Raw genomic sequence first — 24,672 nt, 5'->3', positions numbered from 1 at the left:
CAGTGCACAGACACTAGCGGTACCCATCGCGGCTCAGGATGTGGCAATACCCACACGTCGAACACGCCGGATTGTACGAAGTCTCCTCTTGGCCCGAAGCGGTGCGTTAGGACAGGATCACCTTCATGGACCTGCTGAACACGCTGGTGGACAAGGGGCTTCGGCGCGAGTCGCCGACCCGCGAGGAAGCACTCGCCGTCCTCGCCACTTCCGACGACGACGTACTCGATGTGGTGGCCGCGGCCGGCAAGGTGCGGCGCCACTGGTTCGGCCGAAGGGTGAAGCTCAACTACCTGGTCAACCTCAAGTCGGGCCTGTGCCCGGAGGACTGCTCGTACTGCTCCCAACGCCTCGGCTCCCGGGCCGGGATCCTCAAGTACACCTGGCTGAAGCCCGACGAGGCCTCCGAGGCCGCCGCCGCGGGGCTCGCGGGCGGTGCCAAGCGGGTCTGCCTGGTGGCCAGCGGACGCGGGCCGACCGACCGGGACGTCGACCGGGTCTCCGAGACGATCAGGACGATCAAGGAACAGAACGAGGGCGTCGAGGTGTGCGCCTGCCTCGGCCTGCTCTCCGACGGCCAGGCCGAGCAGCTGCGCGAGGCCGGCGCCGACGCGTACAACCACAACCTCAACACCTCCGAGGCGACCTACGCGGACATCACGACCACCCACACCTACGCCGACCGGGTCGAGACCGTGCAGAAGGCGCACGCGGCCGGGCTGTCGGCCTGCTCCGGTCTAATCGCGGGCATGGGCGAGTCGGACGAGGACCTGGTCGACGTCGTCTTCTCGCTGCGCGAGCTGGACCCGGACTCGGTACCGGTCAACTTCCTGATCCCGTTCGAGGGCACCCCGCTCGCCAAGGAGTGGCACCTCACTCCGCAGCGCTGTCTGCGGATCCTGGCGATGGTGCGGTTCGTGTGCCCGGACGTGGAGGTGCGGATCGCGGGCGGCCGCGAGGTCCATCTGCGCACGATGCAGCCCCTCGCGCTGCATCTGGCCAACTCCGTCTTCCTCGGCGACTACCTCACCAGCGAGGGCCAGGCGGGCAAGGCCGACCTGGAGATGATCGCCGACGCCGGTTTCGAGGTGGAGGGCGCCGATCAGGTGACGTTGCCGCAGCACCGGGTGGAGGGCGGTTGCGGCACCCACGAAGGCGCGGCCGGCGGAGGTTGCGGCACGCACGAGGGTGCGCCGGGCGCCGGGTGCGGGTCCCACGCGGGCGGCGGGTGCGGGTCCCAGGAGGGCGGCGGAGTCTGCGGTTCCGCACCTGCCCCGCAAGCCGCCGAGCCACGTACGGACCTGGTCGCCGTACGCCGCCGGGGTGCCGGAACGGACCTCGCGCCCAATGCCTGAACTGCCCCTGCCCGAGCTGCTGGACCTCGACCGGCGGCACGTCTGGCATCCGTACGGCCCCATGCCCGGCCGGCAGGAACCGCTCGTCGTGGAGTCGGCGAGCGGGGTCCGGCTGCGGCTCGCGGACGGCTCGGGCGAGCTGATCGACGGGATGTCGTCCTGGTGGTCGGCGATCCACGGCTACAACCATCCGGTGCTGAACGAGGCCGCGCGCCGGCAGTTGTCGCGGATGAGCCATGTGATGTTCGGCGGGCTCACGCACGAGCCCGCCGTAAGGCTGGCGAAGCTCCTTGTCGATATCTCTCCTGACGGTCTGGAGCATGTGTTCCTGGCCGACTCCGGGTCGGTGTCGGTCGAGGTCGCCGTCAAGATGTGCCTGCAGTACTGGCGTTCGCTCGGCCGACCGGAGAAGCACCGCCTGTTCACCTGGCGGGGCGGCTACCACGGCGACACCTGGCAGCCGATGTCGGTCTGCGACCCCGACGGGGGCATGCACGAGCTGTGGACCGGGGTGCTGCCGCGTCAGGTCTTCGCGGACCCGCCCCCGGCCACGTACGAGGAGTCGTACGCGGAGGGGCTGCGCGCGGCGATCGAACGGCACGCCGGTGAACTGGCCGCCGTCGTCGTGGAACCGGTGGTGCAGGGCGCGGGCGGGATGCGGTTCCACTCCCCCGCGTATCTGCGGGTGCTGCGCGAGGCGTGCGACGCGCACGGCGTACTGCTGGTGTTCGACGAGATCGCGACGGGCTTCGGCCGGACGGGCGCGCTGTTCGCGGCGGAGCACGCGGGTGTGACGCCGGATGTGATGTGCGTGGGCAAGGCGCTGACCGGCGGTTACCTGACGATGGCGGCGACGCTGTGCACTCCCCGGGTGGCCGACGGCATCTCGCGGGGCGAGGTGCCGGTGCTGGCGCACGGGCCGACGTTCATGGGCAATCCGCTGGCGGCGGCCGTGGCCTGCGCCTCGATCGAGCTGCTGCTCGGCCAGGACTGGCGCACGGAGGTCAAGCGGATCGAAGCCGGGCTGCGGGAAGCACTGGCGCCGGCCGCGGACCTTCCGGGCGTACGGGACGTGCGGGTCCTGGGCGCCATCGGCGTCGTCCAGCTCGACCATGCGGTGGACATGGCGGCGGCGACGCGGGCCGCCGTGCGCGAGGGCGTGTGGCTGCGGCCGTTCCGCGACCTCGTCTACACGATGCCGCCGTACGTCACGTGCGACGCGGACCTGGCACGGATCGGCCGCGCGGTCCGCGCTGCCGCACGGGAGGGATGACATGCCGATCCTGGTGATCACGGGGACGGGCACGGAGGTCGGCAAGACGGTCACGACGGCCGCGATCGCGGCGTCGGCGAGGGCCGCGGGGCGTTCGGTCGCCGTACTGAAGGCCGCCCAGACGGGCGTACGGCCCGATGAGCCCGGTGATGCCGAGGAGGTGACGCGGCTGGCGGGCCCGGTCACGGCGACGGAACTGGCCCGCTACCCGGAGCCGTTGGCGCCGGGCACCGCGGCGCGGCGGGCCGGGCTGGCCCCGGTGCATCCGCGGGACGTGGCAGAGGCCGCAGCGAAGTTGGCCACCGAGCACGATCTGGTGCTGGTGGAGGGCGCGGGCGGGCTGCTGGTGCGGTTCGATCCGGCGGGCGGGACGCTGGCGGACGCGGCGGTGCTGCTGTCGGCGCCGGTGCTCGTGGTGGTCGCGGCGGGCCTGGGCACGCTGAACACCACCGAGCTGACGGCGCGTGAGGTGCGCGCCCGGGGGCTCGACCTGGCGGGACTGGTGATCGGCAGCTGGCCCACCGAGCCGGATCTGGCCTCGCGCTGCAATCTGGCGGACCTGCCGGAAGTGGCGGGCGCGCCCCTGCTGGGCGCGTTGCCGGCCGGGGCGGGGACGGCGACGCCGGAGACCTTCCGGACGGCGGCACCCGGATGGCTGGCCCCGCGCCTCGACGGCACCTGGGACGCGGAGGCGTTCCGCGTGCGCGAACGACCGCTGCCCTTCGGCTGAACCCGGCCGGGCGCCCTGCGCCGGCCGGGAGTCGGTGCCCTCGCCCACAGTGGGTTCGTGGGGTGCGCCGTGGGCGAGGGACCACCGCGAACGGGGCCGCGGCGACCCCCGCCCTCGATGCCGACGGCCCCGGGGCGAGTTCGCCGCGGTGCGCGGCGGGCGGGGGTGTATCCGGCGTTCACGGGGGACAATCCCGGTACGGCCCGTCCTGCCCGGGAGGTTTCGATGCCGCTTCGGTCCGCCGGCACCGGCAAGGTCGCGCGGGATCCCGTGCACCACCCGCTGTTCGCCCGCTACTACGCCCGCGTCAGCGTGGCCGCCGAGACCCGGATGGGCATGGCCGGGGTACGCGACCGGTTGCTCGCCGGGCTGTCCGGGCGGGTGCTCGAGATCGGCGCGGGCAACGGGCTGAACTTCGCGCACTACCCGGGCGCGGTCGCCGAGGTCGTCGCGATCGAACCGGAGCGCGGCCTGCGCAAGCTGGCCGTGGAGACCGCCCTGCGCGCCGACGTGCCCGTCGACGTGGTGCCGGGCGTGGCGGAGGCGCTGCCGGTCAAGAGCGAGGGGTTCGACGCGGTGGTGCTGTCGCTGGTGCTGTGCAGCGTGCGGGACGTGCCGCGCGCCCTCGGGGAGGTGCGGCGGGTGCTCCGGCCGGGCGGTCAGGTGCGTTTCTTCGAGCACGGGCGGGGCGGCGGCCGCGCCATGGGCTTCACGCAGCGCGCACTGGACCGCACGCTGTGGCCGGTGCTGGCCGGCGGCTGCCATCTGTCCCGGGACCCGCTGGGCGCGGTCCGGGACGCCGGGTTCGAACTCGGCCCGTACCGGCGGCTGCTGATGCCGCAGAAGGGGCCGGCGCTGCCGACGTCCTTCTGCGTGCTCGGCACCGCATGGCGGCCCCAGCGGTAGGCAGGCGCCTCACAGGCTCCACCGGCGCAGCTCGCGCGCGATGTCGTGCACCGACGCCTCACCGCTCTTGACCAGCCGGGCCAGATCGCGCACCTGCTCGGGCGAGGTGACGACCTTGGCGCCGCTCGCGACGAGGTAGGCATAGGCGACGGCGGAGGCGAACAGGGCGTTGGAGCGCTCCAGCGCCGGGACGTGGATGAGCAGTTGGAGCAGGGCCGCGGCGCGGGCGTGCGGGGTGTCGTAGACGGGGAGGTCGAAGATCTCGGCCCGGTGCCGGGCGACGGCGGCGACGAGGGCTCCCCAGTCGGTGACCTGGGGGTCCCCCGGCGTGTTCTGTTCGGCGAGCATCAGGAGCCAGGCGAGGTCGATGGTGAGGTCGCTCAACGGATCAGCGGCGACCTTCGCTCGAGCCGCCCTCACGGGCTCCCTTCACCGGGCCCGCGCTCACGCGGCCCTCGCGGTCGGCGCCGAACTCCTCGGCGAAGACCGACTCGTACCGCGTCATGAAGTCGGCCGCGGCCTCCACGAAGGTGTGGCCGACCTCGCCGGTGTCCTGCTTGACGAGTTCCTCGATGTAGCGGTTGACGCTCATCCCACGCGCGACCGCGCGTTCCCGCGCGGCACGGGCGGTGCCCTCGTCGACGCGGACGTTCAACTGGGTCTTGGCCATACTTCGAAGCTAGCGCTCGGACGCTAGCGCGGCAAGGGCCTCCGTGCCGCCGGTTGCATGCCCCTTACAGCCGTATCCGGCGCACGACCTGGGCAGGAGAACGGCCGGGACCTCCGGGGGATACCGCGTGTGCCACGCGTCACACTACTGTCTGCCCGTGCTGGGAGTCGTGCGCGCGGTACCCGGCCGCCCACGAGCGCGGAGCGACCAAGGAGGGACCCTTGTCCACACCTGCTGCGGAGCACGTCCCGGGGCAAGCCCCGGCCGACGGGGTCGCCGCCCGCACCCGGGGGCTGACCAAGGCGTACGGCTCGGGCGAGACGGCGGTGCTCGCCCTGGACGCGGTGGACGTCGACATCGCGCGCGGGCGCTTCACCGCCGTGATGGGTCCCTCCGGTTCCGGCAAGTCCACCCTCATGCACTGCCTGGCCGGGCTCGACACCGTCTCGGCGGGCCAGGTGTGGCTAGGCGGCACCGAGATCACCGGGCTCAAGGACCGCGAGCTGACGCGGCTGCGCCGGGACCGGATCGGGTTCATGTTCCAGTCGTTCAACCTGATCCCCACGCTGAACGCGCTCGAGAACATCACGCTCCCGATGGACATCGCGGGCCACAAGCCCGACCAGAAGTGGCTCGACCAGGTCGTCGACACCCTCGGACTGCGCGACCGGCTGAAGCACCGCCCCTCCCAGCTGTCCGGGGGGCAGCAGCAGCGCGTCGCCTGCGCCCGGGCCCTCGCCTCCCGGCCGGAGCTGATCTTCGCGGACGAGCCGACGGGCAACCTCGACTCGCGCGCGGGCCTGGAGGTCCTCGGCTTCCTGTGGGAGGCCGTCGACGCACTCGGGCAGACCGTCGTCATGGTCACCCACGACCCGGGCGCCGCGGCCCACTCCGACCTGGTGCTCTTCCTGGGCGACGGACGGATCGTCGACGAGATGGAGGGACCGACGGCCGAGGCGGTGCTGGAACGCATGAAACGGTTCGACGTGATCCGTCGTCCGCACGACGACGGCACACGGGCCCAAGGAGACTGAATCCGTGCTGAAGGCGACCCTCAGAAGCTTCCTCGCCCACAAGGGGCGGCTGCTCCTCTCGGCACTGGCGGTCCTGCTGTCCGTCGCGTTCGTCGCGGGCAGCCTGATCTTCTCGGACACCGTCAGCCGCACCTTCGACCGGTTGTTCGCCTCGACCGCGGCCGATGTCACCGTCAGCCCCAGGGAGAACCTCTCCGAGGCGGTGCCGTCCGGTGCCACGGCCACCCTGCCGGCCGCGCTGGCCGACCGGGTCGCCCGGGTCGACGGGGTGGCCGCGGCCCGCGTGGAGGTCGAGGTCCAGAACATCACCGTCGTCGACGACCGCAACGAGTCGGTCAGCCCGACGAGCGGCGCCCCCACACTCGGCAACAACTGGAACCCCACCGAGCGCAGCCCCGTGGAGCTGACCTCGGGTCGTGTCCCCCGTGGGCCGGCCGAGGCGCTGCTCGACTCCCAGACGGCCGAGCGCAGCGACGTCCGCGTGGGTGACACCCTCACGGTGATCGCGGCGCCCGGCTCGTTCGAGGTGGAGGTGGTCGGCATCGTCACCTTCACCACGACCAACCCCGGCGCCGCGCTGCTGTTCGTGGACACACCCACCGCTCAGACCAAGTTCCTCGGCGACCCGGAGGGCGCCACCGGCATCACGGTGGACGCCGCGCCGGGAGTCAGCGACGACTCGCTCAAGGAGCGAGTGGCGGACACGCTCGGCGCCGGCCGCTACGACCTGCGCACCGCGGACGAGAAGGCGGAGTCGGACGTCGAACAGCTCGGCGGCTTCCTCGATGTCATCAAGTGGGTGATGCTCGGCTTCGCCGGGATCGCGGTGCTGGTGGGCGTGTTCCTGATCGTCAACACGTTCTCCATGCTGATCGCGCAGCGCACCCGCGAACTGGGCCTGATGCGCGCGCTGGGCGCCGACCGCCGCCAGGTCCGCCGTTCGGTGCTGACCGAGGCGCTGCTGCTCGGCCTGGTGGGCTCGACGCTGGGCCTGGTCGCCGGCATCGGGCTCGCGGCCGGGCTGATCGAGCTGATGGGTGTGCTCGGCATGAACATCAGGTCCACCGAGATGGTCATCGGCTGGGCGACCCCCGTGACGGCGTACGTCGTCGGCGTCGGCGTCACCTTCGTCGCCGCGTATCTCCCCGCCCGCCGCGCTGCCTCGGTGTCGCCGATGGCGGCGCTCGCGGACGCGGAGGTCGCCGGGGTGGGCCGGCCGCTCAGGACGCGCGCGATCGTGGGCACGGTCGTCGGGGCGGCGGGCACGGCCGCGCTGGTGGGCTGCGTGGCGGCCACCGACACCGGGTCGGCGGCCTCGCTGCTTGGCCTCGGGGTCGTCCTGACGCTGGTCGCCACGGTGATCGCCGGGCCGCTGCTGGTCCGGCCGGTGATCCGGGTGCTCGGCGGCTGGTTCCCCGCGTTGTTCGGTTCGGTCGGGCGGATGAGCCAGCGCAACGCCCTGCGCAATCCCCGTCGCACGGGAGCCACCGCCGCCGCGCTCATGGTCGGGCTCGCGCTGGTCGGCGGGATGTCGGTGGCGAGCGCCTCGATGACGAAGTCCTTCGACGAACAGATCGACCGGACGCTGGGCGCGGACTTCGTGCTCCAGAACGCCAACTTCGTGCCGTTCCCCCAGGAGGTCACCGAACGGGTGCGTGGGACCGAGGGCGTCGGCCTGGTCGTGCGCTCGCGGTTCGCCCCGATCGCGCTGAGCCTCCCGGGAGGGGAACGGATCGAGACGACGGCCGCCGGCTACGACCCGCGGCTCGACGAGGTCGCCGACGTGCCCTACGCGCAGGGCGACAGCGCCGCCGCGCTGGCCCCCGGGCGCATGGCGATGGACCAGGACTTCGCTCGGGAACACGGCCTGAAGGTCGGCAGCAGGGTGCCCGTGGAGTTCCAGGGCGGACGCGAGGCCGAGCTGACCGTCGGCGCGCTCACCGACCAGGAATCCTCCGACGGCTTCGGCATGCAGGGCGGGATCTACTTCGGGCTCACGACGCTGGAGCGGTACGCGCCGACCGCGCAGGACTCCGCGCTGTACGTCAACGGCGCGCCGGGCACCGTCGCCGACGACCTGCGCGACGGCCTGGAGGCGACGCTGGAGGCGTATCCGCAGGTCCAGGTGCGCGACCTCGCCGACTACAAGCAGCTCGTCAACGACCAGATCGCGGTGCTGCTCTACCTGGTCTACGCGCTCCTCGGGCTCGCGATCGTCATCGCCGTGCTGGGTGTGGTCAACACCCTTGCCCTGTCGGTCGTCGAGCGCACCCGGGAGATCGGGCTGCTGCGGGCCATCGGGCTCGGCCGGCGGCAGCTCCGCCGGATGATCCGGCTGGAGTCGGTGGTGATCGCGGTGTTCGGCGCGGTGCTCGGACTGGCACTGGGGCTGGTCTGGGGCCTGTGCGTCCAGCAGGTGCTGGCGCTGGAGGGCATGACGGCGCTGGCGATCCCGTGGGGCACGATCGTCGCCGTCGTGATCGGCTCCGGCGTGGTCGGCGTGGTCGCGGCACTGCTGCCGGCGCTGCGGGCGTCCCGGATGAACGTACTGGCGGCGATCGCACACGAGTGAGGGAGGGGCGCGGCCGTACGCGTTCGAGTGAGGGAGGGGCACGGCCGTACGCGTTCGAGTGACCGGGGCCCCGGTCGTACGCGTTCGAGTGACCGGGGCCCCGGTCGTACGCGTTCGAGTGACTGGGGGGCGCCGGGCCGTGCACGTCGCGATGAGGGTGTGGCCGTTCTGACCACTTCTGCTGAGGGTTTGGCCGTTCTGACCACTTCCGCTGAGGGTGTGACCGGTCCGCCCAGTCCACTGAGGGGTGTGACCGACCCGAGGCCCCCGTCACGGAACTGGCCGGTCCCGGCCCCTTCGCACGGTGGGCCGTCTCCCGCGGCGTCCGGATGCCGGTAACCTCCCGCGTCCGGACTCCGTGGAGGCCACGCGTTCCGACGCCGTGGAGAACCCCGCGTCCCGACTCCGTCGAGACCCCGCGTCCCGATGCCGGAAACGGGGCGCGGGGCGGTCGCGGCGGGTGATGGGATCACGCCATGACCGATCTGCGGATACGTGCCGCCACACCCTACGACCTCGGCTCCGTACTGGCCTTCTGGAAGACCGCCGCCGAGGGCACCGGCGTCAGCGACGACCGCGACGGCGTGGACGGCCTGCTCGCCCGTGACCCCGACGCGCTGATCCTGGCTGAGCGGGCGGACGTCCTGGTCGGCACGGTCGTCGCGGGATTCGACGGCTGGCGCTGCCACCTGTACCGGCCCGCCGTGCACCCCGGCCACCGCCGTCAGGGCATCGGCGGCGCGCCGCCGGCCGCCGCGGAGGAACGCTTCGTAGGACTCGGCGGACGGCGTGGGGACGCGATGGTGCTGACCCGCAACGAGCGCGCGCAGCACGCCTGGCGCGCGGCGGGGTACTCGCCGCAGGAACAGTGGCGGCGCTGGGTGAAGTCGCTGACCGTATCCTGACGTCCTTTGCCGATCTCCTCCCCGGAAACGACCACCCGGTTCCGCCCGGACCGGTCCCGACGTGAAAGGTGTGAGCGTCCGCCCATGGGCGAGCCTCCCCGTGCCAGACATCGCGCGATCGTCACCGCCCTGCCGGATCATGGGACGGAGGTGACCCGATGACCGAAGTGCTCCTCCTGCTGGTGGCGATCCTGCTCTCGCTCGTCTGCGGCGCGTTCGTCGCCGCCGAGTTCTCGCTGACCACGGTCGACCGCGGCGACCTCGAACGGGCCGTCGAACGCGGCGACAGCGGCGCCGCCGGCGCCCTCGGGGCCGTACGGAACCTCACGTTCCAGCTCTCCGGCGCCCAGCTCGGCATCACCGTCACCAACCTGGTGGTCGGCATGCTCGCCGAGCCGTCTATCGCGCGACTCATCGCGGGACCGCTGCGCGGGATGGGCGTTTCCTCCTCCATGGCGTCGTCGATCGCGCTGGTGCTCGGCACGGCACTGTCGACGGTGTTCCTGATGGTCGTCGGCGAGCTGGTGCCCAAGAACTGGGCGATCTCCTCACCGCTCGTGGTGGCCCGGCGGGTGGGCAACGCACAGCGCTGGTTCAGTGCCGTCTTCCGGCCGCTCATCACCCATCTGAACAACACGGCGAACCGCCTGGTACGCCTCTTCGGCATCGAGCCCGCCGAGGAGCTGGCCTCCGCGCGCGGGCCGCAGGAGCTGGCGGCGCTGGCCCGGCACTCCGCCCGGGAGGGCGCCCTGGAGCCGGACACCGCCGAACTGTTCGTGCGGACCCTGAACCTCGCGGACCTCACCGCGGAGAACGTGATGACCCCACGCGTGCAGGTCGTCGCCCTGGACGCGCAGGCGACCTGCGAGGACGTGGCGAACGCGACCCGCGCGACGGGCCTGTCGCGGTTCCCGGTCTACCGCGGCAACCTCGACTCGGTCGTGGGCACCGCCCACATCAAGGACATCCTGACCGTGCCCGCGGAGCGCCGCCCCCGGGTCCGCGTCGCCGACATGATGCGTGAACCGCTGCTCGTCCCCGAGACCCTGACCGTCGACCGGCTCATCGACCGGCTGTCCGGCAAGCGCACGATGGCCGTGGTCATCGACGAGTACGGCGGTACCGCGGGCGTGGCGACCCTGGAGGACATCGTCGAGGAGGTCGTCGGCGAGGTACGCGACGAGCACGACCCGCACGAGACCCCCGACCTCGCCCCGGTCGGCGCCGACGAGGACGGCCACGCCCTGTACTCCGCGGACGGCGCCGCCCGCATGGACCAGCTCGCGCGCGTCGGTCTGCGGCCACCGGAGGGGCCCTACGAGACGCTGGCCGGACTCGTCGCAAGCGAGCTGGGACGCATCCCGGCCGTCGGCGACAGCGTCACGGTCACCGGCTGGCGGCTGGACGTGCTGGACGCGGCGGGCCGCCGGGCCGCGCGCGTGCTGCTGCACGCGCCGCTCGACGACGAGGGGACCGCGGAGAAGGGGGCGCGGTCATGACCGTCGTACAGCTGCTGATCGGACTGGCGACGCTGGTCGTGAACGCCTTCTTCGTGGGCGCCGAGTTCGCGCTGATCTCCGTGCGCCGCTCCCAGATCGAGCCGTACGCCGAGCAGGGTGACCGGCGCGCCAAGAGCGTGCTGTGGGGTCTGGAGCACGTGTCCGCGCTGATGGCGGCCGCACAGCTCGGCATCACGCTGTGCACTCTGGTGCTCGGTGTGGTCGCCGAACCGGCGATCGAGCATCTGCTCGAACCCGTGTTCCACGCGCTGGGCGTGCCGACGGGCGTGGGTCACGCGGTGTCGTTCGTGATCGCGCTGTCCCTGGCGACGTATCTGCACATGCTGCTGGGCGAGATGGTGCCGAAGAACATCGCGCTGGCAGAGCCCGTGCGCAGCGCACTGCTGCTCGGGCCGCCGCTGGTGACCGTGTCCCGGGCACTGCGGCCGGTGATCTTCACGATCAACGCCTTCGCGAACGGGCTGCTGAAGCTGCTGCGGATCGAGACCAAGGACGCGGTCACGGCGACGTTCTCGGACGCGGAGCTGGCCCGGATCGTCAAGGACTCCGGCGCGGCGGGGCTGATCGACGACCGGGCGCAGGAGCGGCTGCACGACGCCCTCGAACTGGGCCGCCGGCCCGTGCGCGACGTCGTGCTCCCGCTGGAACATGTCGTGTACGCGAGCGTCGGGGTCACTCCGGAGGAGCTGGAGGGGTTGTCGGCCCGGACCGGGTTCTCGCGCTTCCCCGTGGTGGACGAGGGGCGGCGCATCGTCGGCTACCTGCACGTGAAGGACGCGCTGGACGCCTCCCCGCGGGACATGCCGTTCCGGCTGCGCGACATGCGGCCCATCGCGCGCGTGCGGGAGGCCACACCGTTGGACGACGTCCTCACCGCGATGCGCGGCAGCCGCACGCATGTGGCGGCCGTGATGGGCTCCGACGGGCGGCTGGCGGGGCTGGTGACGATGGAGGACGTGCTGCGGGAGCTGTTCGGGCAGTGGGCCTGAGGCCCCGGGCCTGCGGGGAGGGCGACCGACCGAGGGGTATGCGCCTCGGGATACCATCTCCGACGTCATGGAGACGAACCCCTCACCCACGTACAGCAGCCTGGTCGCCGTCGGCGACTCCTTCACCGAGGGCATGTCGGACCTGCTCCCCGACGGCACCTACCGGGGGTGGGCCGATCTGCTCGCCGCCCGGATGGCCGCGCGGGCTCCCGGCTTCCGATACGCGAATCTGGCCGTGCGCGGCAAGCTGATCGGCCAGATCGTCGACGAGCAGGTGCCCGTGGCAGCGGCCATGGGCGCCGATGTGATCACGCTCGTCGGCGGGCTCAACGACACCCTGCGGCCGAAGTGCGACATGGGGCGGGTGCGCGGTCTGCTGGAGGAGGCCGTCGAGCGGCTGGCCCCGGCCTGCGGACAACTGGTGCTGATGCGCAGCCCGGGACGGCAGGGCCCGGTGCTGGAGCGCTTCAGGCCTCGCATGGAGGAACTCTTCGCCTGCGTCGAGGAACTGGCCGCGCGCCACGGCGCGCTGGTGGTCGACCTGTACGGAGCGGGCTCGCTCAGCGACCCGCGCATATGGGACGTCGACCGGCTGCACCTCACCGCCGAAGGGCATCGCCGGGTCGCGGAGGCGGTCTGGCAAGCCCTCGGACACGAGGCCGAGGACCCGGAATGGCGGGTGCCGATGGCGGCGACGCCGCCGCCCGGGTGGGCGACCCGCCGCGTCACGGACGCCCGGTTCGCCCGGCAGTACCTGCTCCCCTGGATAGGGCGCAGGCTCACCGGCCGCTCCTCCGGGGACGGCCGCCCGCCTAAGCGGCCCGACCTGGTGCCGTACGAGGATCCGGCGTAGCCCGGAGCCGCTCGACGCCGTCGTCGGCACTTGTCTTCCACCCGAGCATGCCCACGGCTCAGGGCGTCCTCCTCGTCCGTAACAACGTGACCGTGAACATCACGATCGACTCGGCCAGGATCTGGTGGACGGACGCGAACGGCACCGGTGTCGTCGGCTCCTCGGTCGAGTGCAACAGGACCGTCGTCGTCTCCGGCGAACTCACGGCCTGCTACGGGAAGACCATCCATCCCGGCACGGACTACTGGGTGCACGCCAACTACTGGCACAACGGCATGCTGAACGGGGCCGTCCCCGAGAAGATCTAGGCCCGACGCTTCATCAGGCGTGCACGAGCCCCGGTCGACGCCCGCCGAGGCCGACCGGGGCCGCAGCGCGAACTCAGCCCCTGGCAGGCGTCGACTACACCACCGGCGGCGGCTGATTCGCCTGGGCGGCCACGTTGAGAACGCGACGGGTGATGTCCACGACAGCCTGCGACGCCTTCGCGTCGTGCCGCCGGAGGATGTAGATGAGAGCCATGCTGATCATGCTGGGCCCGCACAGCAGGGCGGACAGCCACCAGGCGTCCTTCGCGACGTAGATGCCCCCGCCGAGCATGGCGAGGCTGATGACGGCGCCGACGATGAGACCGGTCATCAGGAGCCTGTGGGATCGCCTGTCGCGAGCCTCCGCCTGCTCGAGGACCTTCATCCGGGCTTCGTGCTCCCGCTGAAGCTCGGGTTCGAGCGCCACCAGCGCGACCTTGAGCTGGTCGGCGTCGGAGACCTGGCCCCATCTCCGGGCGATGTCCATGCCGGCGGACAGGATGGGGTCCCGGTCCCGGGGCGCGGGGGTGGTGCTGTCGGTGCTCATTGCAGTGCGCCTCCGCCGTTGCTGCTCGCCGGCGCGTAGTCGGCCGGGGCGGACTCGGGTGGGGGGCCGAGCCGGATGAAGAGCCGTGCCAGGGCGTGGTCGATGGTTGCCGCTGCCGCGGGAGCGGCCGCCTCGGCGTCTCGCAGGCGCATTGACGGTTGACCGTCCCCCGGCGCTGACACCGGCAACCGCAGCCGACGCGGGATCGAGAGGACGATGGAAGCGTCGCCTGGATCGGTGTTCGTGTGGACGGTCTCGTCGGCACCGATCAGACGGGTGACCTCGTACCACATTGCCTCCAGTTCGGCCCGCCGCCCCGGGGACTTCGCCGTGTACATCAGGCGTGTGTAGAGCTGGAGGATGGCGTGCCCTGGGTCGAGGTCCTCGGAAGAGGTGGGTATCTGCACCTCGTGGTTCCCCCGGGACAGCAGTTGCCACAGCTCCGCCGGGCGCGGCTGGCGGTCGGCGAACTCGCGCGCCAGAACCTGGTACAGGTCTCGGGCCACATGCAGATCCCGTCGGAACCTGAGGTTCGCCCGGTCGGCGATACCGGCGGCCGCGGTGCCCGCGAGATACGCCCCGATCTCGAACGGCAACGACCACGGAATGCCGCGTCGCGCTCTACGCCAGAACTGCTTCATCTGCCCCCCTGCGTCCCGCGCTCTGTAGCCAAGGTACTGCGCTGTGTAGCTGCCGGGGAGCGTTTCGCGGGCTCTGCCGGCGTCACGAGGCCACCCGCGCCCCGTTCGACGACGGCACACCGCCGGCCCTGGACGAGCGCTCGCCGGCCGACGGCAGGCCCTGGACGAGCGAGCGTTCTCCGGCCCACAGCAGGACCTGGACGAGCGATCTCCGGCCCACAGCGGGCCCAGCGTCTCTCCGGAAGGCCGAGGCGCGGACAGGGATCGAACCTTCGGCAGGGGCCGGCGGCGACCATCCGGCAAGCGGCGTCCGTGCGACGGACCGCCCTCGGACAGGCGCCGCCCGCCATGCCCCTGACCTGCGATACCCCGTGCTGTCCGGGCGTTCGGCGCCTCCGTGGACGGCAGGTAAACTCCGTTTACGTGACTTCTGCGCCCGCCAAGCCCCGTATCCCCAACGTCCTCGCCGGACGCTACGCCTCCGCCGAGCTCGCCACGCTCTGGTCGCCCGAGCAGAAGGTGAGGCTGGAGCGCCGGCTCTGGCTCGCCGTGCTGCGCGCCCAGAAGGACCTCGGGGTCGATGTCCCCGACGCGGCGATCGCCGACTACGAGCGGGTCCTCGACCAGGTCGACCTCGCCTCGGTCGCCGAGCGCGAGAAGGTCACGCGGCACGACGTGAAGGCGCGGATCGAGGAGTTCAACGACCTCGCCGGGCACGAGCACGTGCACAAGGGCATGACGTCCCGCGACCTCACCGAGAACGTCGAGCAGCTGCAGATCCGGCTCTCGCTGGAGCTGATGCGCGACCGCACGGTGGCGGTGCTGGCACGCCTCGGGAAGCTCTCCGGGGAGTACGCCGAGCTGGTCATGGCCGGCCGCTCGCACAATGTCGCCGCGCAGTCCACCACCCTGGGCAAGCGCTTCGCCACCGCCGCCGACGAACTGCTGGTCGCGTACGGCCGGATCGAGGAGCTGCTCGGCCGCTACCCGCTGCGCGGCATCAAGGGTCCGGTGGGCACCGCGCAGGACATGCTGGACCTGCTCGGCGGCGATGCCGGCAGGCTGGCCGACCTGGAGCAGCGGATCGCCGCGCATCTGGGCTTCTCGCAGGCGTTCACCTCGGTCGGTCAGGTCTACCCGCGCTCGCTGGACTACGAGGTCGTCACCACGCTCGTACAACTGGCCGCCGGACCCTCGTCGCTGGCGAAGACGATCCGGCTGATGGCCGGGCACGAGCTGGTGACCGAGGGCTTCAAGCCGGGTCAGGTCGGCTCCTCCGCGATGCCGCACAAGATGAACACCCGCTCCTGCGAGCGCGTCAACGGCCTGATGGTGATCCTGCGCGGCTACGCCTCCATGACCGGTGAGCTCGCGGGCGACCAGTGGAACGAGGGCGACGTGTCCTGCTCGGTGGTGCGCCGGGTCGCGCTGCCGGACGCGTTCTTCGCGCTCGACGGCCTGCTCGAGACGTTCCTGACGGTGCTCGACGAGTTCGGCGCCTTCCCGGCGGTGGTGTCGCGCGAACTGGACCGCTACCTGCCGTTCCTGGCGACGACGAAGGTGCTCATGGCCTCGGTGCGCGCGGGTGTCGGCCGTGAGGTCGCGCACGAGGCGATCAAGGAGAACGCCGTGGCGTGCGCCCTCGCGATGCGTGAGCAGGGCGCCGAGCGCAACGAACTGCTCGACAGGCTGGCAGCCGACGAGCGCGTCCCGCTCGACCGCGCCGGGCTCGACGAGCTGATGGCCGACAAGCTGTCCTTCACCGGTGCCGCCGCCGGCCAGGTCGCGGCCGTGATCGGCCGGATCGAGGAGATCGTGAAGCAGCACCCGGAGGCAGCGGGGTACACGCCGGGAGCCATCCTCTGACGCGCTTCACTCCCGAGGAGCTGGAGGCCGCCCGCGACCGTGTCGTCCCCGACGTGGTCGCGGACGGTCTGCGCGTCCTGTTCTGCGGTATCAACCCCGGACTGATGACGGCTGCGACAGGTCATCACTTCGCCCGTCCCGGCAACCGTTTCTGGCCGGTGCTCCATCTGTCCGGCTTCACGCCCCGGCTCCTGGCCCCCTCCGAGCAGGGCGAGTTGCCGTCGTACGGACTGGGCATCACGAACGTGGTGGCACGGGCGTCGGCGCGGGCCGACGAGTTGGGCGCCGAGGAGTTCCGCGAGGGCGGGCGGCTGCTGTCCCTGAAGGTGGCGCGGCTGCGGCCGCGTTGGCTGGCGGTCGTGGGGGTCACCGCGTACCGGGCGGCCTTCGACGACCGCAAGGCGCGGATCGGGCCGCAGGAGCGCACGATCGGGGAGACCCGCGTGTGGGTCCTGCCCAATCCCTCGGGGCTGAACGCGCACTGGACGGCGCGGACGATGGCGGAGGAGTACACGCGGCTCCGCCTTGCCTCGGAGGACTGCTCGGAGGGCTAACGGCCATGGGGCCGTGGGACTGTCGGGCCGTCGGGCCGTGAAAGGGTCCCCGGCTCGGGCGACCCGCCACGGAGGAGTGGCTCACGACTTCTGACGGCGGCGAAGGAGCCGACACGGCTCACGGTGGCCGCGCACAGACGCCCGCACAGCCCTCGGTCGCCGCGCAGGCGCCCGCACGGCTCACAGTGGCCGCGTAGGCGTCCGCGCCGATCCAGGTGGCCTCGATGGGCCGCACCCTCACGCCGGGGCCACCTCCGTCACGACGGCCAGGAGCCGGGCGGGGGCCGTCCCGTCGCCGGGGGCTGTTCCGAGGGCGATCCAGCGGCCCGTCCCCGCCGCCTCCCATATGCGCAGGTCGTCCGCCAGGACGCTGACGCTCGCCCAGGGCTCCGGGATCTCCTCGCCCCGCTCCGCGCGCACCCGGAGAGTGAGCATCCCCCACAGGGGACGCGCTCCCCACCGTTCGTCGAGGCGTTGGGCTATCCCCTCCCTGAACGCCTCGACGTCGTCCGCGGTGTGTTCCCCGTGTGCGCAGCCGGGGTCCGTGGCTCCCCATTCCCCCAACTCCACCAAGTGGTAGCGCGGGCCTCCTCGGCAGACGTCCGACCGGCCGTGCTCCGACGGAAAGGGGCGGGAACACAGCCGGTCGATCGTGTCCAGGCACCGCGCGATGTTCATGCATCCAGTAAACCCGGCACCACTGACAATTGGCGTCGCGTCAGGCGTCCCGCCGCAGAACGCTCCACGCACCCGCCGCCAGCGCCGCGGCGGTCCACACGGCGGTCACCGCCAGCCCGGTCCACGGCCCCAAGGTGCCGTCCCATGTCTCCTGCAGGACAATCTGCCCGGCCCGGTCCGGCATGAACTCCACGGCCCTGCCCGCCGCGTCGCCGATGACGAACGAGATGATCAGGATGAACGGGACGAGGATGCCGAGCGCCGCCGTGCCGCTGCGCAGCAGTGCGGCGAACCCGGCCGCGAACAGCGCGATCAGCATCAGGTAGACCCCGCCGCCGAGCACGCCGCGCACCTGCTCGCCGACCGTGAGCCCGGCGGCGGCGTCACCCATCCCGCTCCGCCCCGCCAGCAGGGACGCGCCGGTCGTCAGCAGACCGACCAGGAGCGCCGGTACGGCTATGGCCGTCAGCTTGGCCGCGTACCAGCGCCCACGCTGCGGCACGGCGGTCAGGGAGACGCGGAGCGCGCCCCCGTGGTACTCCGCCGATACGGCCATGGCCCCGAAGGCGATGGCCGCGATCTGACCGGGCATGATGCCCGAGAGAGCGTGGAACAGCGGGTCGAACTCCGGGTCCGAGGCACTGGAGATACCGCTCAGCGCGGAGAACGCCGTGGACACGGCGAACAGCGCGCACAGCGTGCCGCACAGTGACCGGAGCGTAAGGATCTTCAGCCACTCGGCGTGCAGTACGGGAGCGAAGTACATGGTCATGCCTCCTGGGGCTGGGCGGTGAACTCGGTCTCGGTCGCGGTCAGGTCCAGATATGCCTGTTCCAAGGTTCCCTCCGTGCCGGCCAGTTCGAGGATCGGCACTTGCGCCTCGGACGCCAGGCGGCCGATGTCGTCCACGCGCGCGTGGTGCACGCTCCACGCCCCGTCCTCGGTCTCGGTGGAGATGTAGCCATTCCGTCCGAGCACGTCCTTCAGCGCGGCGGGATCGCTCGTTCGCACGCGGACCAGGGGCTGCACGCGCGCGTCGATGAACTCCCGCATGGGCATGTCCGCGAGCAGCCGACCGCGTCCGAGGACCACGAGGTGGTCGGCGAACGACGCGGTCTCGCCCATCAGATGGCTGGAGACCAGGACCGTGCGTCCCTCGTCGGCCAGGCGGCGCAGGAGGCCGCGGATCCAGACGATGCCCTCGGGGTCGAGACCGTTCGACGGCTCGTCCAGCATGATCACCGCCGGGTCGCCGAGCAGTGCCCCCGCGATGCCGAGGCGTTGGCGCATGCCCAGGGAGTACGACTTCACGCGGCGGCGTGCGGCCGGTGCGAGGCCGGTCTCCTCCAGCACCTCGTCCACGCGGCGTACCGGGATGCGGTTTCCGGCCGCGAGGGTGCGCAGGTGGTCGCGTCCGGTGCGGGAGCCGTGGGCGGCACCGGCGTCGAGCAGGGCGCCGACCTCGCGCAGGGGCTCATGGAGCGTGGCGTAGGGGCGGCCCCCGACGGTGGCGGTGCCGGAGGTGGGCCGGTCGAGGCCGAGCACGAGCCGCATGGTGGTGGACTTTCCGGCGCCGTTGGGGCCGAGGAAGCCGGTGACGCGGCCGGGCCCGACGGTGAAGGTGAGGTGGTCGACGGCGCGTCGGGAGCCGTACTCCTTGGTGAGGTCCTGGACGTGGATGCTGGTCATGGCAGCAGCCTGGCCGGTGGGCGGCCCGTACTCCTCCCCCGCACGTGGTGACCGTCTCCCCCGCCCGGGGGAGGTGCGTTGTCGGTGGCTGCTGGCACGATGGCGAAATGGGCCGATTGCTGCGCCCCTTGCTGCGGGGGACGACGTACACACGCTGGCTGCACCTGTGGGTACCCATGTTCCTGGTGAGCGTGTGGCTCTTCATCGACATGTCGAAGCCGTGGGTGCCCGCGCTGGTGGCGGTCCCGGTCGCCATGATCCCGGCCGTGCGGAGGGGCGAGGGCGTGCAGGCGCAGCTGTTGCTGACGCCGGGCGAAGCCGATGCGGGGATCTCCACGGCGCACTCGTCGACCTGGCCGGACCGGTGGCGCACCCTGCTGTGGCTCGAGATCCGCCTGGCGCTCAGCGTGGCGGCGTCCTTCGCGACGATATGGCTGCCCCTCACCACCGTCGACCTGATCTCGACCGCGCTCGGGAACCCACAGCACGACGACAACCCCCTGCTGCCGACCGTCGAGGCCCCGTGGATCTACGGTCTGCTGGCACCGCTCCCCCTGATCGCGCTCTACGTGGCGGTGCTCTTCCTCGGCCACGTGGTCACCGCGGCCGCCCGCCTCCTTCTCGGCCCTTCCGCGGCCGAGCGGCTGGCCGCGCTCGAAGAGCGCACCGAGCAGCTCCTGGAACGGACGCGTATCGCGCGGGAGTTGCACGACTCCATCGGCCACGCCCTCACCGTGGCGGTGGTGCAGGCGGGCGCGGCGCGGGCGGCGGGCGATCCGGCGTTCACCGAGCGGGCGCTGGCCGCCATCGAAGAGACCGGGCGGGCCGCCCTGGAGGATCTGGAGCGGGTGCTGGGCGTCCTGCGCGAGGCGGAGCGCCCGCTGAGCTCCCGTCCCACGCTGGTGGACGCCGAGCGGCTGCTGGAGTCGGCGCGTGTGTCCGGGGCGAAGGTCGACGCCGAGGTGACCGGACCGGTCGACGCCGTGCCGGGACCGGTCTCGCGCGAGGGGTACCGCATCGTCCAGGAGTCGCTGACCAACGTCCTGCGGCACGCGGGTGCCGTCCCGGTCCGGGTCAGGATCGAGGTGGCGGACGGCATCCTGACGCTGGACGTCCGCAACCCGCTGCCCGGGGCGATACCGGGCCCCGGACAGGGCAGCGGCCTGCGGGGCATACGGGAGCGGGCGGCCCTCCTCGGCGGGAGCGCGCGGACGGGACCGGCCGACGGTGACTGGCAGGTGCGTGCGGAGCTGCCGCTGCGCTGATCTACGCTGGCCGGATGCCGCTCAGCGTTCTCCTCGTCGACGACGAACCTCTCGTACGGGCGGGACTGCGTGCCGTGTTGGAGGCGCAGCCCGACATCGAGGTCGTGGGCGAGGCGGCGGACGGGGCCGCGGTGATCCCGTTGGTACGGCGACTACGGCCGGACGTCGTCGCGATGGACGTACGGATGCCGCTGCTGGACGGCATCGAGGCCACACGCGCGGTCCTGCGGACGGTCGACGAGCCGCCCAGGATCCTGGTGGTGACGACGTTCGAGAACGACGAGTACGTGTACGCGGCTCTGCGGGCCGGGGCTTCCGGGTTCCTGCTGAAGCGGGCCCGGCCGGCCGAGATCGTGCACGCCGTACGGCTGATCGCCGAGGGCGACTCGCTGCTGTTCCCCGCGTCGGTACGACAGCTGGCCGCGGAGTACGGCGACAGCGGCGGCAATCGCGCGGCCCGGGCGGTACTGAAGCGGGCCCGGTTGACCGAGCGTGAGGCGGAGGTGCTGCGGCTGATGACGCGGGGGTTGTCGAACGCGGAGATCGCCGGGCAGCTGGTCGTCGGCACGGAGACGGTGAAGTCGCATGTCAGTGGCGTGCTGGCGAAACTCGGCGCGCGGGACCGGACCCAGGCCGTGATCACGGCGTACGAGTCGGGGTTCGTCTCGCCCGGTTGAGGAAAATCCCGGGCGGATTCCGGGGCTCCGGCACTCGCCGCTGTCGGCCGGTGACGAGTACGATCCGGCGAACACGCGGACGAGCTGGGAGGACGGACGTTGGGGCAGCTGACCGGCCGGGATCCCTCGCTGCTGCGAAGGATCAATTCCGCGGTGGTGCTGCACGCCCTGCGTGCCACGGACTGCGCGACGCTGACGGAGATCACCCGGGTCACCGGTCTGTCCCGGCCCACCGTCGAGGGGGTCGTGGAGGGGCTGATAGAGGCCGGTCTCGTGGTCGAGCAGGCGGCCGAGGAGGGTGCCACGCGGCGCCAGGGGCGGCCGGCGCGACGGTTCCGGTTCCGGGCCGAGGCCGGGCATCTGCTGGGGCTGGAGATCGGTCCGCACCGGGTCGCCGCGCTGCTGGCGGACCTGGACGGGCGGATCGTCGGCGCGCAGGCCAAGGACATCGACGAGACCGCGCACGCCGACGAGCGGCTGGACCGGCTGCGCACCGCCGTCGCCGAGCTGCTGCGCCGGGCCGGGATCGCGCGGGGTTCGCTGCGGGCGGTGGGGGTGGCGACGCCGGGGATCGTCGAGGCCGACGGCACCGTACGGCTGGGCACCGCGCTGCCGGGCTGGACGGGGCTGCGGCTCGGGGAACGGCTCGGGCGCTCCTTCAAGTGCCCGGTGCTGGTGGAGAACGACGCCAACGCGGCGGCGGTCGCCGAGCACTGGAAGGGCTCCGCCATCGAGTCCGACGACGTGGTGTTCGTGCTGGCGGGCCTCAGCCCGGGCGCGGGCGCGCTGATCGGCGGGCGGCTGCACCGGGGTTTCGGCGGGGCGGCCGGCGAGATCGGCGCGCTGCATCTGCTGGGCCGGGAGGCGACGCCCGAGACGCTGCTGTCCACCACCGACGAACCGCTGCATCCGCTGGACGAACAGGCGGTCGCCGAGGTCTTCGCGCAGGCCCGCGAGGGTGATCAGCGGGCGATGGCCGCCGTCGAACGGTTCATCCAGCGACTCGTGCACGACGTGGCCGCACTCGCACTCGCCCTCGACCCGGAACTGGTGGTGATCGGCGGCTGGGCGGCGGGACTGGACGGCGTACTGGATCCGCTGCGGCGGGAACTGGCCCGCTACTGCCTGCGACCGCCGAAGGTGACGCTGTCGCTGCTGGGTGAGGCGGCCGTGGCGACCGGGGCGCTGCGGCTGGCACTGGACCACGTGGAGGAGCAGTTGTTCGCGGTCGAGGGCACGGTGACGGCCCGCCGGTGACACACGGCGGTGACGTACGACGCTGACACACGGTGGAGACGTACGCCGGTGACCTGCGGCGGCCGCGGCCTGGAGAGACCTGCGTAAGGGGCGGCGGACCGGAGGGAGTGTGCGAGGCCGCCGAACCGGGAAGCGGAGCGTGCGAGGCCGCGAGCCGCGAACACCTGCGGGCCCCGGAGGAACTCCGAGGCCCGCACGACGCTGATCGCCGCCGAGGTCAGGACGCCCTGCGCTCCGGGCCCTCGTGGATCTCCACACCGCCCGAGTCGCCGAAGGTCAGCCGGCAGGTGTCCGCGCGGTACGTCGCGACGGAGACCGCCGCGATGCGGGCCGCGGAGTGGAACCGGGTGGTGACGACCAGGACCGGCGCTCCCGGCAGACGGTCGAGCTCCTTGGCGTCGTCGGCACGGGCCGAGCCGAGTTCGACGGCGCGGTCCTGGCCCTCCAGCTCCAGGCGCTGCAGCTCGCGCAGCACCGCACGCGCGCGTGCGGGGCCGGCGGGGGCATCGATGGCGGACAGGTCGGGCACCGACGACTCGGCGATGTAGAGCAGCTCGGCAGCGACCGGCTGGCCGTGGGTCGTACGGGTGCGGCGCACGATGTGCACGGGCTCGTCGCGGCCCGTCTCCAGGGCGTCCGCGACCACGGCCGGCGGGACCGCGACCACGCAGTCGACGGCCTGCCAGGCGTCGCCGGACCCGCCCGGCCAGTCGTGCTGCTCGGTGCCGACGGCCACTCCCACGCGCGGCGGGGCGACGGTCGTGCCGACGCCGCGCCGGCGCTGCAGCCTGCCTTCCAGCTCCAGCTGTTCCAGGGCCTGGCGGAGCGTGGCGCGGGCGACGCCGAAGCGGGCGGCGAGGTCGCGCTCGTTGGGCAGGATCTCGCCCACCGAGAACTCGGAGTCGAGTGCCTCCGTGAGCACGGTCTTGAGATGCCAGTACTTTGGTTCCGGCACCGATTCCAGCTGCGTGGTCCCCACCCTGTCCTCCGCAATCGCCGTGGATCGGCGGCGTTTTAGCGCCCTTGTTTATTAAAGGTTGTTGTACTTATCTGCGACCATAGGACGGCCCTCACCCTTGGTCAAGACCAATCATTTCTCGCTCGGGCGCCGCACGGGTGGGGCGCGGCCGAGCGTTCACGGGCCGTTCGCACCCCGGCACATACGTGACACAACGGCGCCGGTGGCGGAGTCGGCGGTCTTCACCTCATCCCGTCCGAAACGTCACGAGGTGTCCAGGCGCTTTCGGCGGGCACGCGCGTGCCGCCGTCTCGTGCGGACGCGCGCAATGCCTGCGTCCAACGCGGTGCGTTCGGCCGTACGGCTGACGGGACCGGGGCCCTGGGGGCTACCCGCGGGTAGCCGTTGCTGACAGGGTGCCTCCATCATGTCCGGCACCGAGTCCTCGACGAGGAGCTGTATGTCCACCGTCTCCTTCACGGTCCCCACCCCGCACGGCCCGCGCGGCATGAGCATGGCGTACACCCGCGTGGGCACCGGTGAACCGCTGCTCCTGCTGCACGGAATCGGTCACCACCGGCAGGTGTGGGACCCGGTCGTCCCCGTCCTGGCCGTCGAGCGGGACGTGATCTCCGTCGATCTGCCGGGGTGCGGCGAGTCCTCGGCACTCCCGGACGGACTGGCGCACGACCTGCCGACGACGACCACCGTGCTCGCCGCGCTGTGCGAGGCGCTCGGGGTCGAACGGCCGCATGTGGCGGGCAACTCGCTCGGCGGCCTGCTCGCCCTCGAACTGGGCCGCGACAAGCTCGCGCGGTCGGTGACGGCACTGTCGCCCGCGGGGTTCTGGTCGCAGGCGGAGCGGCGTTACGCCTTCACCGTGCTCACGGCGATGCGGCACATCGCCCGGCGCATGCCGCCGCCCGTCGTCCAGGCGCTCGCCCGCCCCGCAGTGGGCCGCACACTGCTGACGAGCGCGATCTATGCCCGCCCGGCCCGCCGTTCGCCCGAGGCGGTGGTCGCCGAGACGCTCGCGCTGGCCCGTGCCGAGGGGTTCTCGCAGACCCTCCGGAGCGGCCGGGACGTGCGGTTCACCGACGACATCACCGGCATCCAGGTCACCGTGGCCTGGGGCAGCAAGGACCGACTGCTGGTGCCCCGGCAGGGCGTCCGCGCCAAGTACATCCTGCCCAGGGCCCGGCTGGTCCGGCTGCCCGGCTGCGGTCACGTCCCGATGAACGACGACCCCGCACTCGTGGCGCGGGTACTGCTCGACGGCAGTCGCCCCGCCGCGAGGCGGTCGCCCTGAGGACCGCGTCGCAGGGGGCACGGGGCGCGCTTCTCCCGCCCCGCGGCGCACACGACGTCCGCCACGACCGGGCACCCGTGGGCGCGCTCCAGGGCCTGGAGCCGGAACGCGTCGCC

At 72.3% G+C, this 24,672-nt stretch carries 26 protein-coding genes; 17 read left to right on the top strand and 9 right to left on the bottom strand.

The features are described 5' to 3' along the window. Positions 1 to 125 precede the first annotated feature (125 nt). The 4 genes from bioB to ACWCPM_RS10450 all read left to right on the top strand — a co-directional run bounded on the left by bioB (position 126) and on the right by ACWCPM_RS10450 (position 4,264). Complete coding sequence (gene bioB / locus ACWCPM_RS10465) at positions 126 to 1,355, top strand: biotin synthase BioB (RefSeq protein ID WP_450975731.1); 1,230 nt, start codon at positions 126 to 128, stop codon at positions 1,353 to 1,355. Beyond that, complete coding sequence (locus ACWCPM_RS10460; RefSeq protein ID WP_450975730.1) at positions 1,348 to 2,628, top strand: adenosylmethionine--8-amino-7-oxononanoate transaminase; 1,281 nt, start codon at positions 1,348 to 1,350, stop codon at positions 2,626 to 2,628. The genes bioB and ACWCPM_RS10460 overlap by 8 nt, the downstream gene beginning before the upstream one ends. 1 nt (position 2,629) lies before the next feature. After that, the gene (bioD, locus tag ACWCPM_RS10455; RefSeq protein ID WP_450975729.1) at positions 2,630 to 3,358 is read left to right on the top strand and encodes a dethiobiotin synthase; all 729 of its coding nucleotides are present in this window, start codon (positions 2,630 to 2,632) and stop codon (positions 3,356 to 3,358) included. A gap of 225 nt (positions 3,359 to 3,583) precedes the next feature. After that, positions 3,584 to 4,264: a class I SAM-dependent methyltransferase gene (locus ACWCPM_RS10450; protein WP_450975728.1), complete on the top strand. Its 681-nt coding sequence runs from the start codon at positions 3,584 to 3,586 to the stop codon at positions 4,262 to 4,264. Between the two features lie 9 nt (positions 4,265 to 4,273). Here the strand turns inward: ACWCPM_RS10450 and ACWCPM_RS10445 are convergent, their stop codons facing one another. Together ACWCPM_RS10445 and ACWCPM_RS10440 are read right to left on the bottom strand one after the other, a co-directional pair. Then, positions 4,274 to 4,648, bottom strand: coding sequence for a fic family toxin-antitoxin system, toxin component (locus tag ACWCPM_RS10445; protein ID WP_450975727.1), 375 nt, complete (start codon positions 4,646 to 4,648; stop codon positions 4,274 to 4,276). 4 nt (positions 4,649 to 4,652) lie between these two features. Next, positions 4,653 to 4,934 (bottom strand): antitoxin, encoded by a 282-nt coding sequence (locus ACWCPM_RS10440; RefSeq protein WP_450975726.1) that lies wholly within the window; start codon positions 4,932 to 4,934, stop codon positions 4,653 to 4,655. 221 nt (positions 4,935 to 5,155) lie between these two features. Here ACWCPM_RS10440 and ACWCPM_RS10435 point away from each other — a divergent pair, with 221 nt between their 5' ends. The 7 genes from ACWCPM_RS10435 (at position 5,156) to ACWCPM_RS10405 (ending at position 13,115) form a co-directional block, all read left to right on the top strand. Beyond that, the gene (locus ACWCPM_RS10435; protein ID WP_450975725.1) at positions 5,156 to 5,968 is read left to right on the top strand and encodes an ABC transporter ATP-binding protein; all 813 of its coding nucleotides are present in this window, start codon (positions 5,156 to 5,158) and stop codon (positions 5,966 to 5,968) included. Between the two features lie 4 nt (positions 5,969 to 5,972). Continuing rightward, a complete protein-coding gene (locus ACWCPM_RS10430) occupies positions 5,973 to 8,540 on the top strand; it encodes an ABC transporter permease (protein WP_450975724.1) in 2,568 nt (855 codons plus the stop codon). Between the two features lie 476 nt (positions 8,541 to 9,016). Further along, positions 9,017 to 9,445 (top strand): GNAT family N-acetyltransferase, encoded by a 429-nt coding sequence (locus tag ACWCPM_RS10425; protein WP_450975723.1) that lies wholly within the window; start codon positions 9,017 to 9,019, stop codon positions 9,443 to 9,445. A 158-nt stretch (positions 9,446 to 9,603) separates the two neighbouring features. Beyond that, the gene (locus tag ACWCPM_RS10420) at positions 9,604 to 10,944 is read left to right on the top strand and encodes a hemolysin family protein (protein ID WP_450975722.1); all 1,341 of its coding nucleotides are present in this window, start codon (positions 9,604 to 9,606) and stop codon (positions 10,942 to 10,944) included. Continuing rightward, a complete protein-coding gene (locus tag ACWCPM_RS10415) occupies positions 10,941 to 11,954 on the top strand; it encodes a hemolysin family protein (protein WP_450975721.1) in 1,014 nt (337 codons plus the stop codon). The genes ACWCPM_RS10420 and ACWCPM_RS10415 overlap by 4 nt, the downstream gene beginning before the upstream one ends. A gap of 67 nt (positions 11,955 to 12,021) precedes the next feature. Further along, entirely contained in the window at positions 12,022 to 12,807 is a 786-nt protein-coding gene (locus tag ACWCPM_RS10410; RefSeq protein WP_450975720.1) for an SGNH/GDSL hydrolase family protein, read from the top strand. A 47-nt stretch (positions 12,808 to 12,854) separates the two neighbouring features. After that, positions 12,855 to 13,115, top strand: a complete 261-nt coding sequence (locus tag ACWCPM_RS10405; RefSeq protein ID WP_450975719.1) for a hypothetical protein — start codon at positions 12,855 to 12,857, stop codon at positions 13,113 to 13,115. Positions 13,116 to 13,209: 94 nt separating this feature from the next. Here ACWCPM_RS10405 and ACWCPM_RS10400 read toward each other — a convergent pair whose 3' ends face one another. Further along, positions 13,210 to 13,662, bottom strand: a complete 453-nt coding sequence (locus ACWCPM_RS10400) for a hypothetical protein (RefSeq protein WP_450975718.1) — start codon at positions 13,660 to 13,662, stop codon at positions 13,210 to 13,212. Further along, positions 13,659 to 14,303, bottom strand: coding sequence for a hypothetical protein (locus ACWCPM_RS10395; RefSeq protein WP_450975717.1), 645 nt, complete (start codon positions 14,301 to 14,303; stop codon positions 13,659 to 13,661). Before ACWCPM_RS10395 ends, ACWCPM_RS10400 begins: the two co-directional genes overlap by 4 nt. A gap of 423 nt (positions 14,304 to 14,726) precedes the next feature. On the opposite strand from ACWCPM_RS10395, the gene purB reads away from it, so the two are divergent. Together purB and mug are read left to right on the top strand one after the other, a co-directional pair. Then, on the top strand, positions 14,727 to 16,169 hold the full coding sequence (gene purB / locus ACWCPM_RS10390; RefSeq protein WP_450975716.1) for an adenylosuccinate lyase: 1,443 nt from the start codon (positions 14,727 to 14,729) through the stop codon (positions 16,167 to 16,169). Next, positions 16,166 to 16,723 (top strand): G/U mismatch-specific DNA glycosylase, encoded by a 558-nt coding sequence (gene mug, locus ACWCPM_RS10385; RefSeq protein ID WP_450975827.1) that lies wholly within the window; start codon positions 16,166 to 16,168, stop codon positions 16,721 to 16,723. The genes purB and mug overlap by 4 nt, the downstream gene beginning before the upstream one ends. 118 nt (positions 16,724 to 16,841) lie before the next feature. Here mug and ACWCPM_RS10380 read toward each other — a convergent pair whose 3' ends face one another. The 4 genes from ACWCPM_RS10380 to ACWCPM_RS10365 are packed head-to-tail and all read right to left on the bottom strand — an operon-like array spanning position 16,842 to position 19,090. Beyond that, positions 16,842 to 16,964, bottom strand: coding sequence for a hypothetical protein (locus tag ACWCPM_RS10380; protein WP_450975715.1), 123 nt, complete (start codon positions 16,962 to 16,964; stop codon positions 16,842 to 16,844). Then, positions 16,961 to 17,401, bottom strand: coding sequence for a hypothetical protein (locus ACWCPM_RS10375; protein WP_450975714.1), 441 nt, complete (start codon positions 17,399 to 17,401; stop codon positions 16,961 to 16,963). The genes ACWCPM_RS10380 and ACWCPM_RS10375 overlap by 4 nt, the downstream gene beginning before the upstream one ends. A 40-nt stretch (positions 17,402 to 17,441) precedes the next feature. Next, the gene (locus tag ACWCPM_RS10370; RefSeq protein WP_450975826.1) at positions 17,442 to 18,167 is read right to left on the bottom strand and encodes an ABC transporter permease; all 726 of its coding nucleotides are present in this window, start codon (positions 18,165 to 18,167) and stop codon (positions 17,442 to 17,444) included. A gap of 2 nt (positions 18,168 to 18,169) precedes the next feature. Continuing rightward, positions 18,170 to 19,090: an ATP-binding cassette domain-containing protein gene (locus ACWCPM_RS10365; RefSeq protein ID WP_450975713.1), complete on the bottom strand. Its 921-nt coding sequence runs from the start codon at positions 19,088 to 19,090 to the stop codon at positions 18,170 to 18,172. Positions 19,091 to 19,197: 107 nt separating this feature from the next. Here ACWCPM_RS10365 and ACWCPM_RS10360 point away from each other — a divergent pair, with 107 nt between their 5' ends. From ACWCPM_RS10360 to ACWCPM_RS10350, 3 genes are all read left to right on the top strand, one after another. After that, on the top strand, positions 19,198 to 20,355 hold the full coding sequence (locus tag ACWCPM_RS10360) for a sensor histidine kinase (RefSeq protein WP_450975712.1): 1,158 nt from the start codon (positions 19,198 to 19,200) through the stop codon (positions 20,353 to 20,355). A gap of 14 nt (positions 20,356 to 20,369) precedes the next feature. After that, a complete protein-coding gene (locus ACWCPM_RS10355; RefSeq protein WP_450975711.1) occupies positions 20,370 to 21,032 on the top strand; it encodes a response regulator in 663 nt (220 codons plus the stop codon). Positions 21,033 to 21,131: 99 nt separating this feature from the next. Then, positions 21,132 to 22,289: an ROK family transcriptional regulator gene (locus ACWCPM_RS10350; protein WP_450975710.1), complete on the top strand. Its 1,158-nt coding sequence runs from the start codon at positions 21,132 to 21,134 to the stop codon at positions 22,287 to 22,289. 217 nt (positions 22,290 to 22,506) lie between these two features. Here ACWCPM_RS10350 and ACWCPM_RS10345 read toward each other — a convergent pair whose 3' ends face one another. Next, entirely contained in the window at positions 22,507 to 23,268 is a 762-nt protein-coding gene (locus ACWCPM_RS10345; protein ID WP_450975709.1) for a GntR family transcriptional regulator, read from the bottom strand. Positions 23,269 to 23,707: 439 nt separating this feature from the next. On the opposite strand from ACWCPM_RS10345, the gene ACWCPM_RS10340 reads away from it, so the two are divergent. Continuing rightward, on the top strand, positions 23,708 to 24,556 hold the full coding sequence (locus ACWCPM_RS10340) for an alpha/beta fold hydrolase (protein ID WP_450975825.1): 849 nt from the start codon (positions 23,708 to 23,710) through the stop codon (positions 24,554 to 24,556). Positions 24,557 to 24,672: the final 116 nt, after the last annotated feature.

It is taken from the genome of Streptomyces sp. NPDC002309, assembly GCF_053593375.1.
This window is presented reverse-complemented; position numbering and strand designations above follow the sequence as displayed.

What these genes read in the sequence shown, in the direction of transcription:
- bioB (WP_450975731.1), top strand. Translation starts at nt 126, where the DNA reads ATGGACCTGCTGAACACGCTGGTGGACAAGGGGCTTCGGCGCGAGTCG.
- ACWCPM_RS10460 (WP_450975730.1), top strand. Translation starts at nt 1,348, where the DNA reads ATGCCTGAACTGCCCCTGCCCGAGCTGCTGGACCTCGACCGGCGGCAC.
- bioD (WP_450975729.1), top strand. Translation starts at nt 2,630, where the DNA reads ATGCCGATCCTGGTGATCACGGGGACGGGCACGGAGGTCGGCAAGACG.
- ACWCPM_RS10450 (WP_450975728.1), top strand. Translation starts at nt 3,584, where the DNA reads ATGCCGCTTCGGTCCGCCGGCACCGGCAAGGTCGCGCGGGATCCCGTG.
- ACWCPM_RS10440 (WP_450975726.1), bottom strand. Translation starts at nt 4,934, where the DNA reads ATGGCCAAGACCCAGTTGAACGTCCGCGTCGACGAGGGCACCGCCCGT.
- ACWCPM_RS10425 (WP_450975723.1), top strand. Translation starts at nt 9,017, where the DNA reads ATGACCGATCTGCGGATACGTGCCGCCACACCCTACGACCTCGGCTCC.
- ACWCPM_RS10420 (WP_450975722.1), top strand. Translation starts at nt 9,604, where the DNA reads ATGACCGAAGTGCTCCTCCTGCTGGTGGCGATCCTGCTCTCGCTCGTC.
- ACWCPM_RS10415 (WP_450975721.1), top strand. Translation starts at nt 10,941, where the DNA reads ATGACCGTCGTACAGCTGCTGATCGGACTGGCGACGCTGGTCGTGAAC.
- ACWCPM_RS10410 (WP_450975720.1), top strand. Translation starts at nt 12,022, where the DNA reads ATGGAGACGAACCCCTCACCCACGTACAGCAGCCTGGTCGCCGTCGGC.
- ACWCPM_RS10405 (WP_450975719.1), top strand. Translation starts at nt 12,855, where the DNA reads ATGCCCACGGCTCAGGGCGTCCTCCTCGTCCGTAACAACGTGACCGTG.
- ACWCPM_RS10400 (WP_450975718.1), bottom strand. Translation starts at nt 13,662, where the DNA reads ATGAGCACCGACAGCACCACCCCCGCGCCCCGGGACCGGGACCCCATC.
- ACWCPM_RS10395 (WP_450975717.1), bottom strand. Translation starts at nt 14,303, where the DNA reads ATGAAGCAGTTCTGGCGTAGAGCGCGACGCGGCATTCCGTGGTCGTTG.
- ACWCPM_RS10375 (WP_450975714.1), bottom strand. Translation starts at nt 17,401, where the DNA reads ATGAACATCGCGCGGTGCCTGGACACGATCGACCGGCTGTGTTCCCGC.
- ACWCPM_RS10370 (WP_450975826.1), bottom strand. Translation starts at nt 18,167, where the DNA reads ATGTACTTCGCTCCCGTACTGCACGCCGAGTGGCTGAAGATCCTTACG.
- ACWCPM_RS10365 (WP_450975713.1), bottom strand. Translation starts at nt 19,090, where the DNA reads ATGACCAGCATCCACGTCCAGGACCTCACCAAGGAGTACGGCTCCCGA.
- ACWCPM_RS10360 (WP_450975712.1), top strand. Translation starts at nt 19,198, where the DNA reads ATGGGCCGATTGCTGCGCCCCTTGCTGCGGGGGACGACGTACACACGC.
- ACWCPM_RS10355 (WP_450975711.1), top strand. Translation starts at nt 20,370, where the DNA reads ATGCCGCTCAGCGTTCTCCTCGTCGACGACGAACCTCTCGTACGGGCG.
- ACWCPM_RS10340 (WP_450975825.1), top strand. Translation starts at nt 23,708, where the DNA reads ATGTCCACCGTCTCCTTCACGGTCCCCACCCCGCACGGCCCGCGCGGC.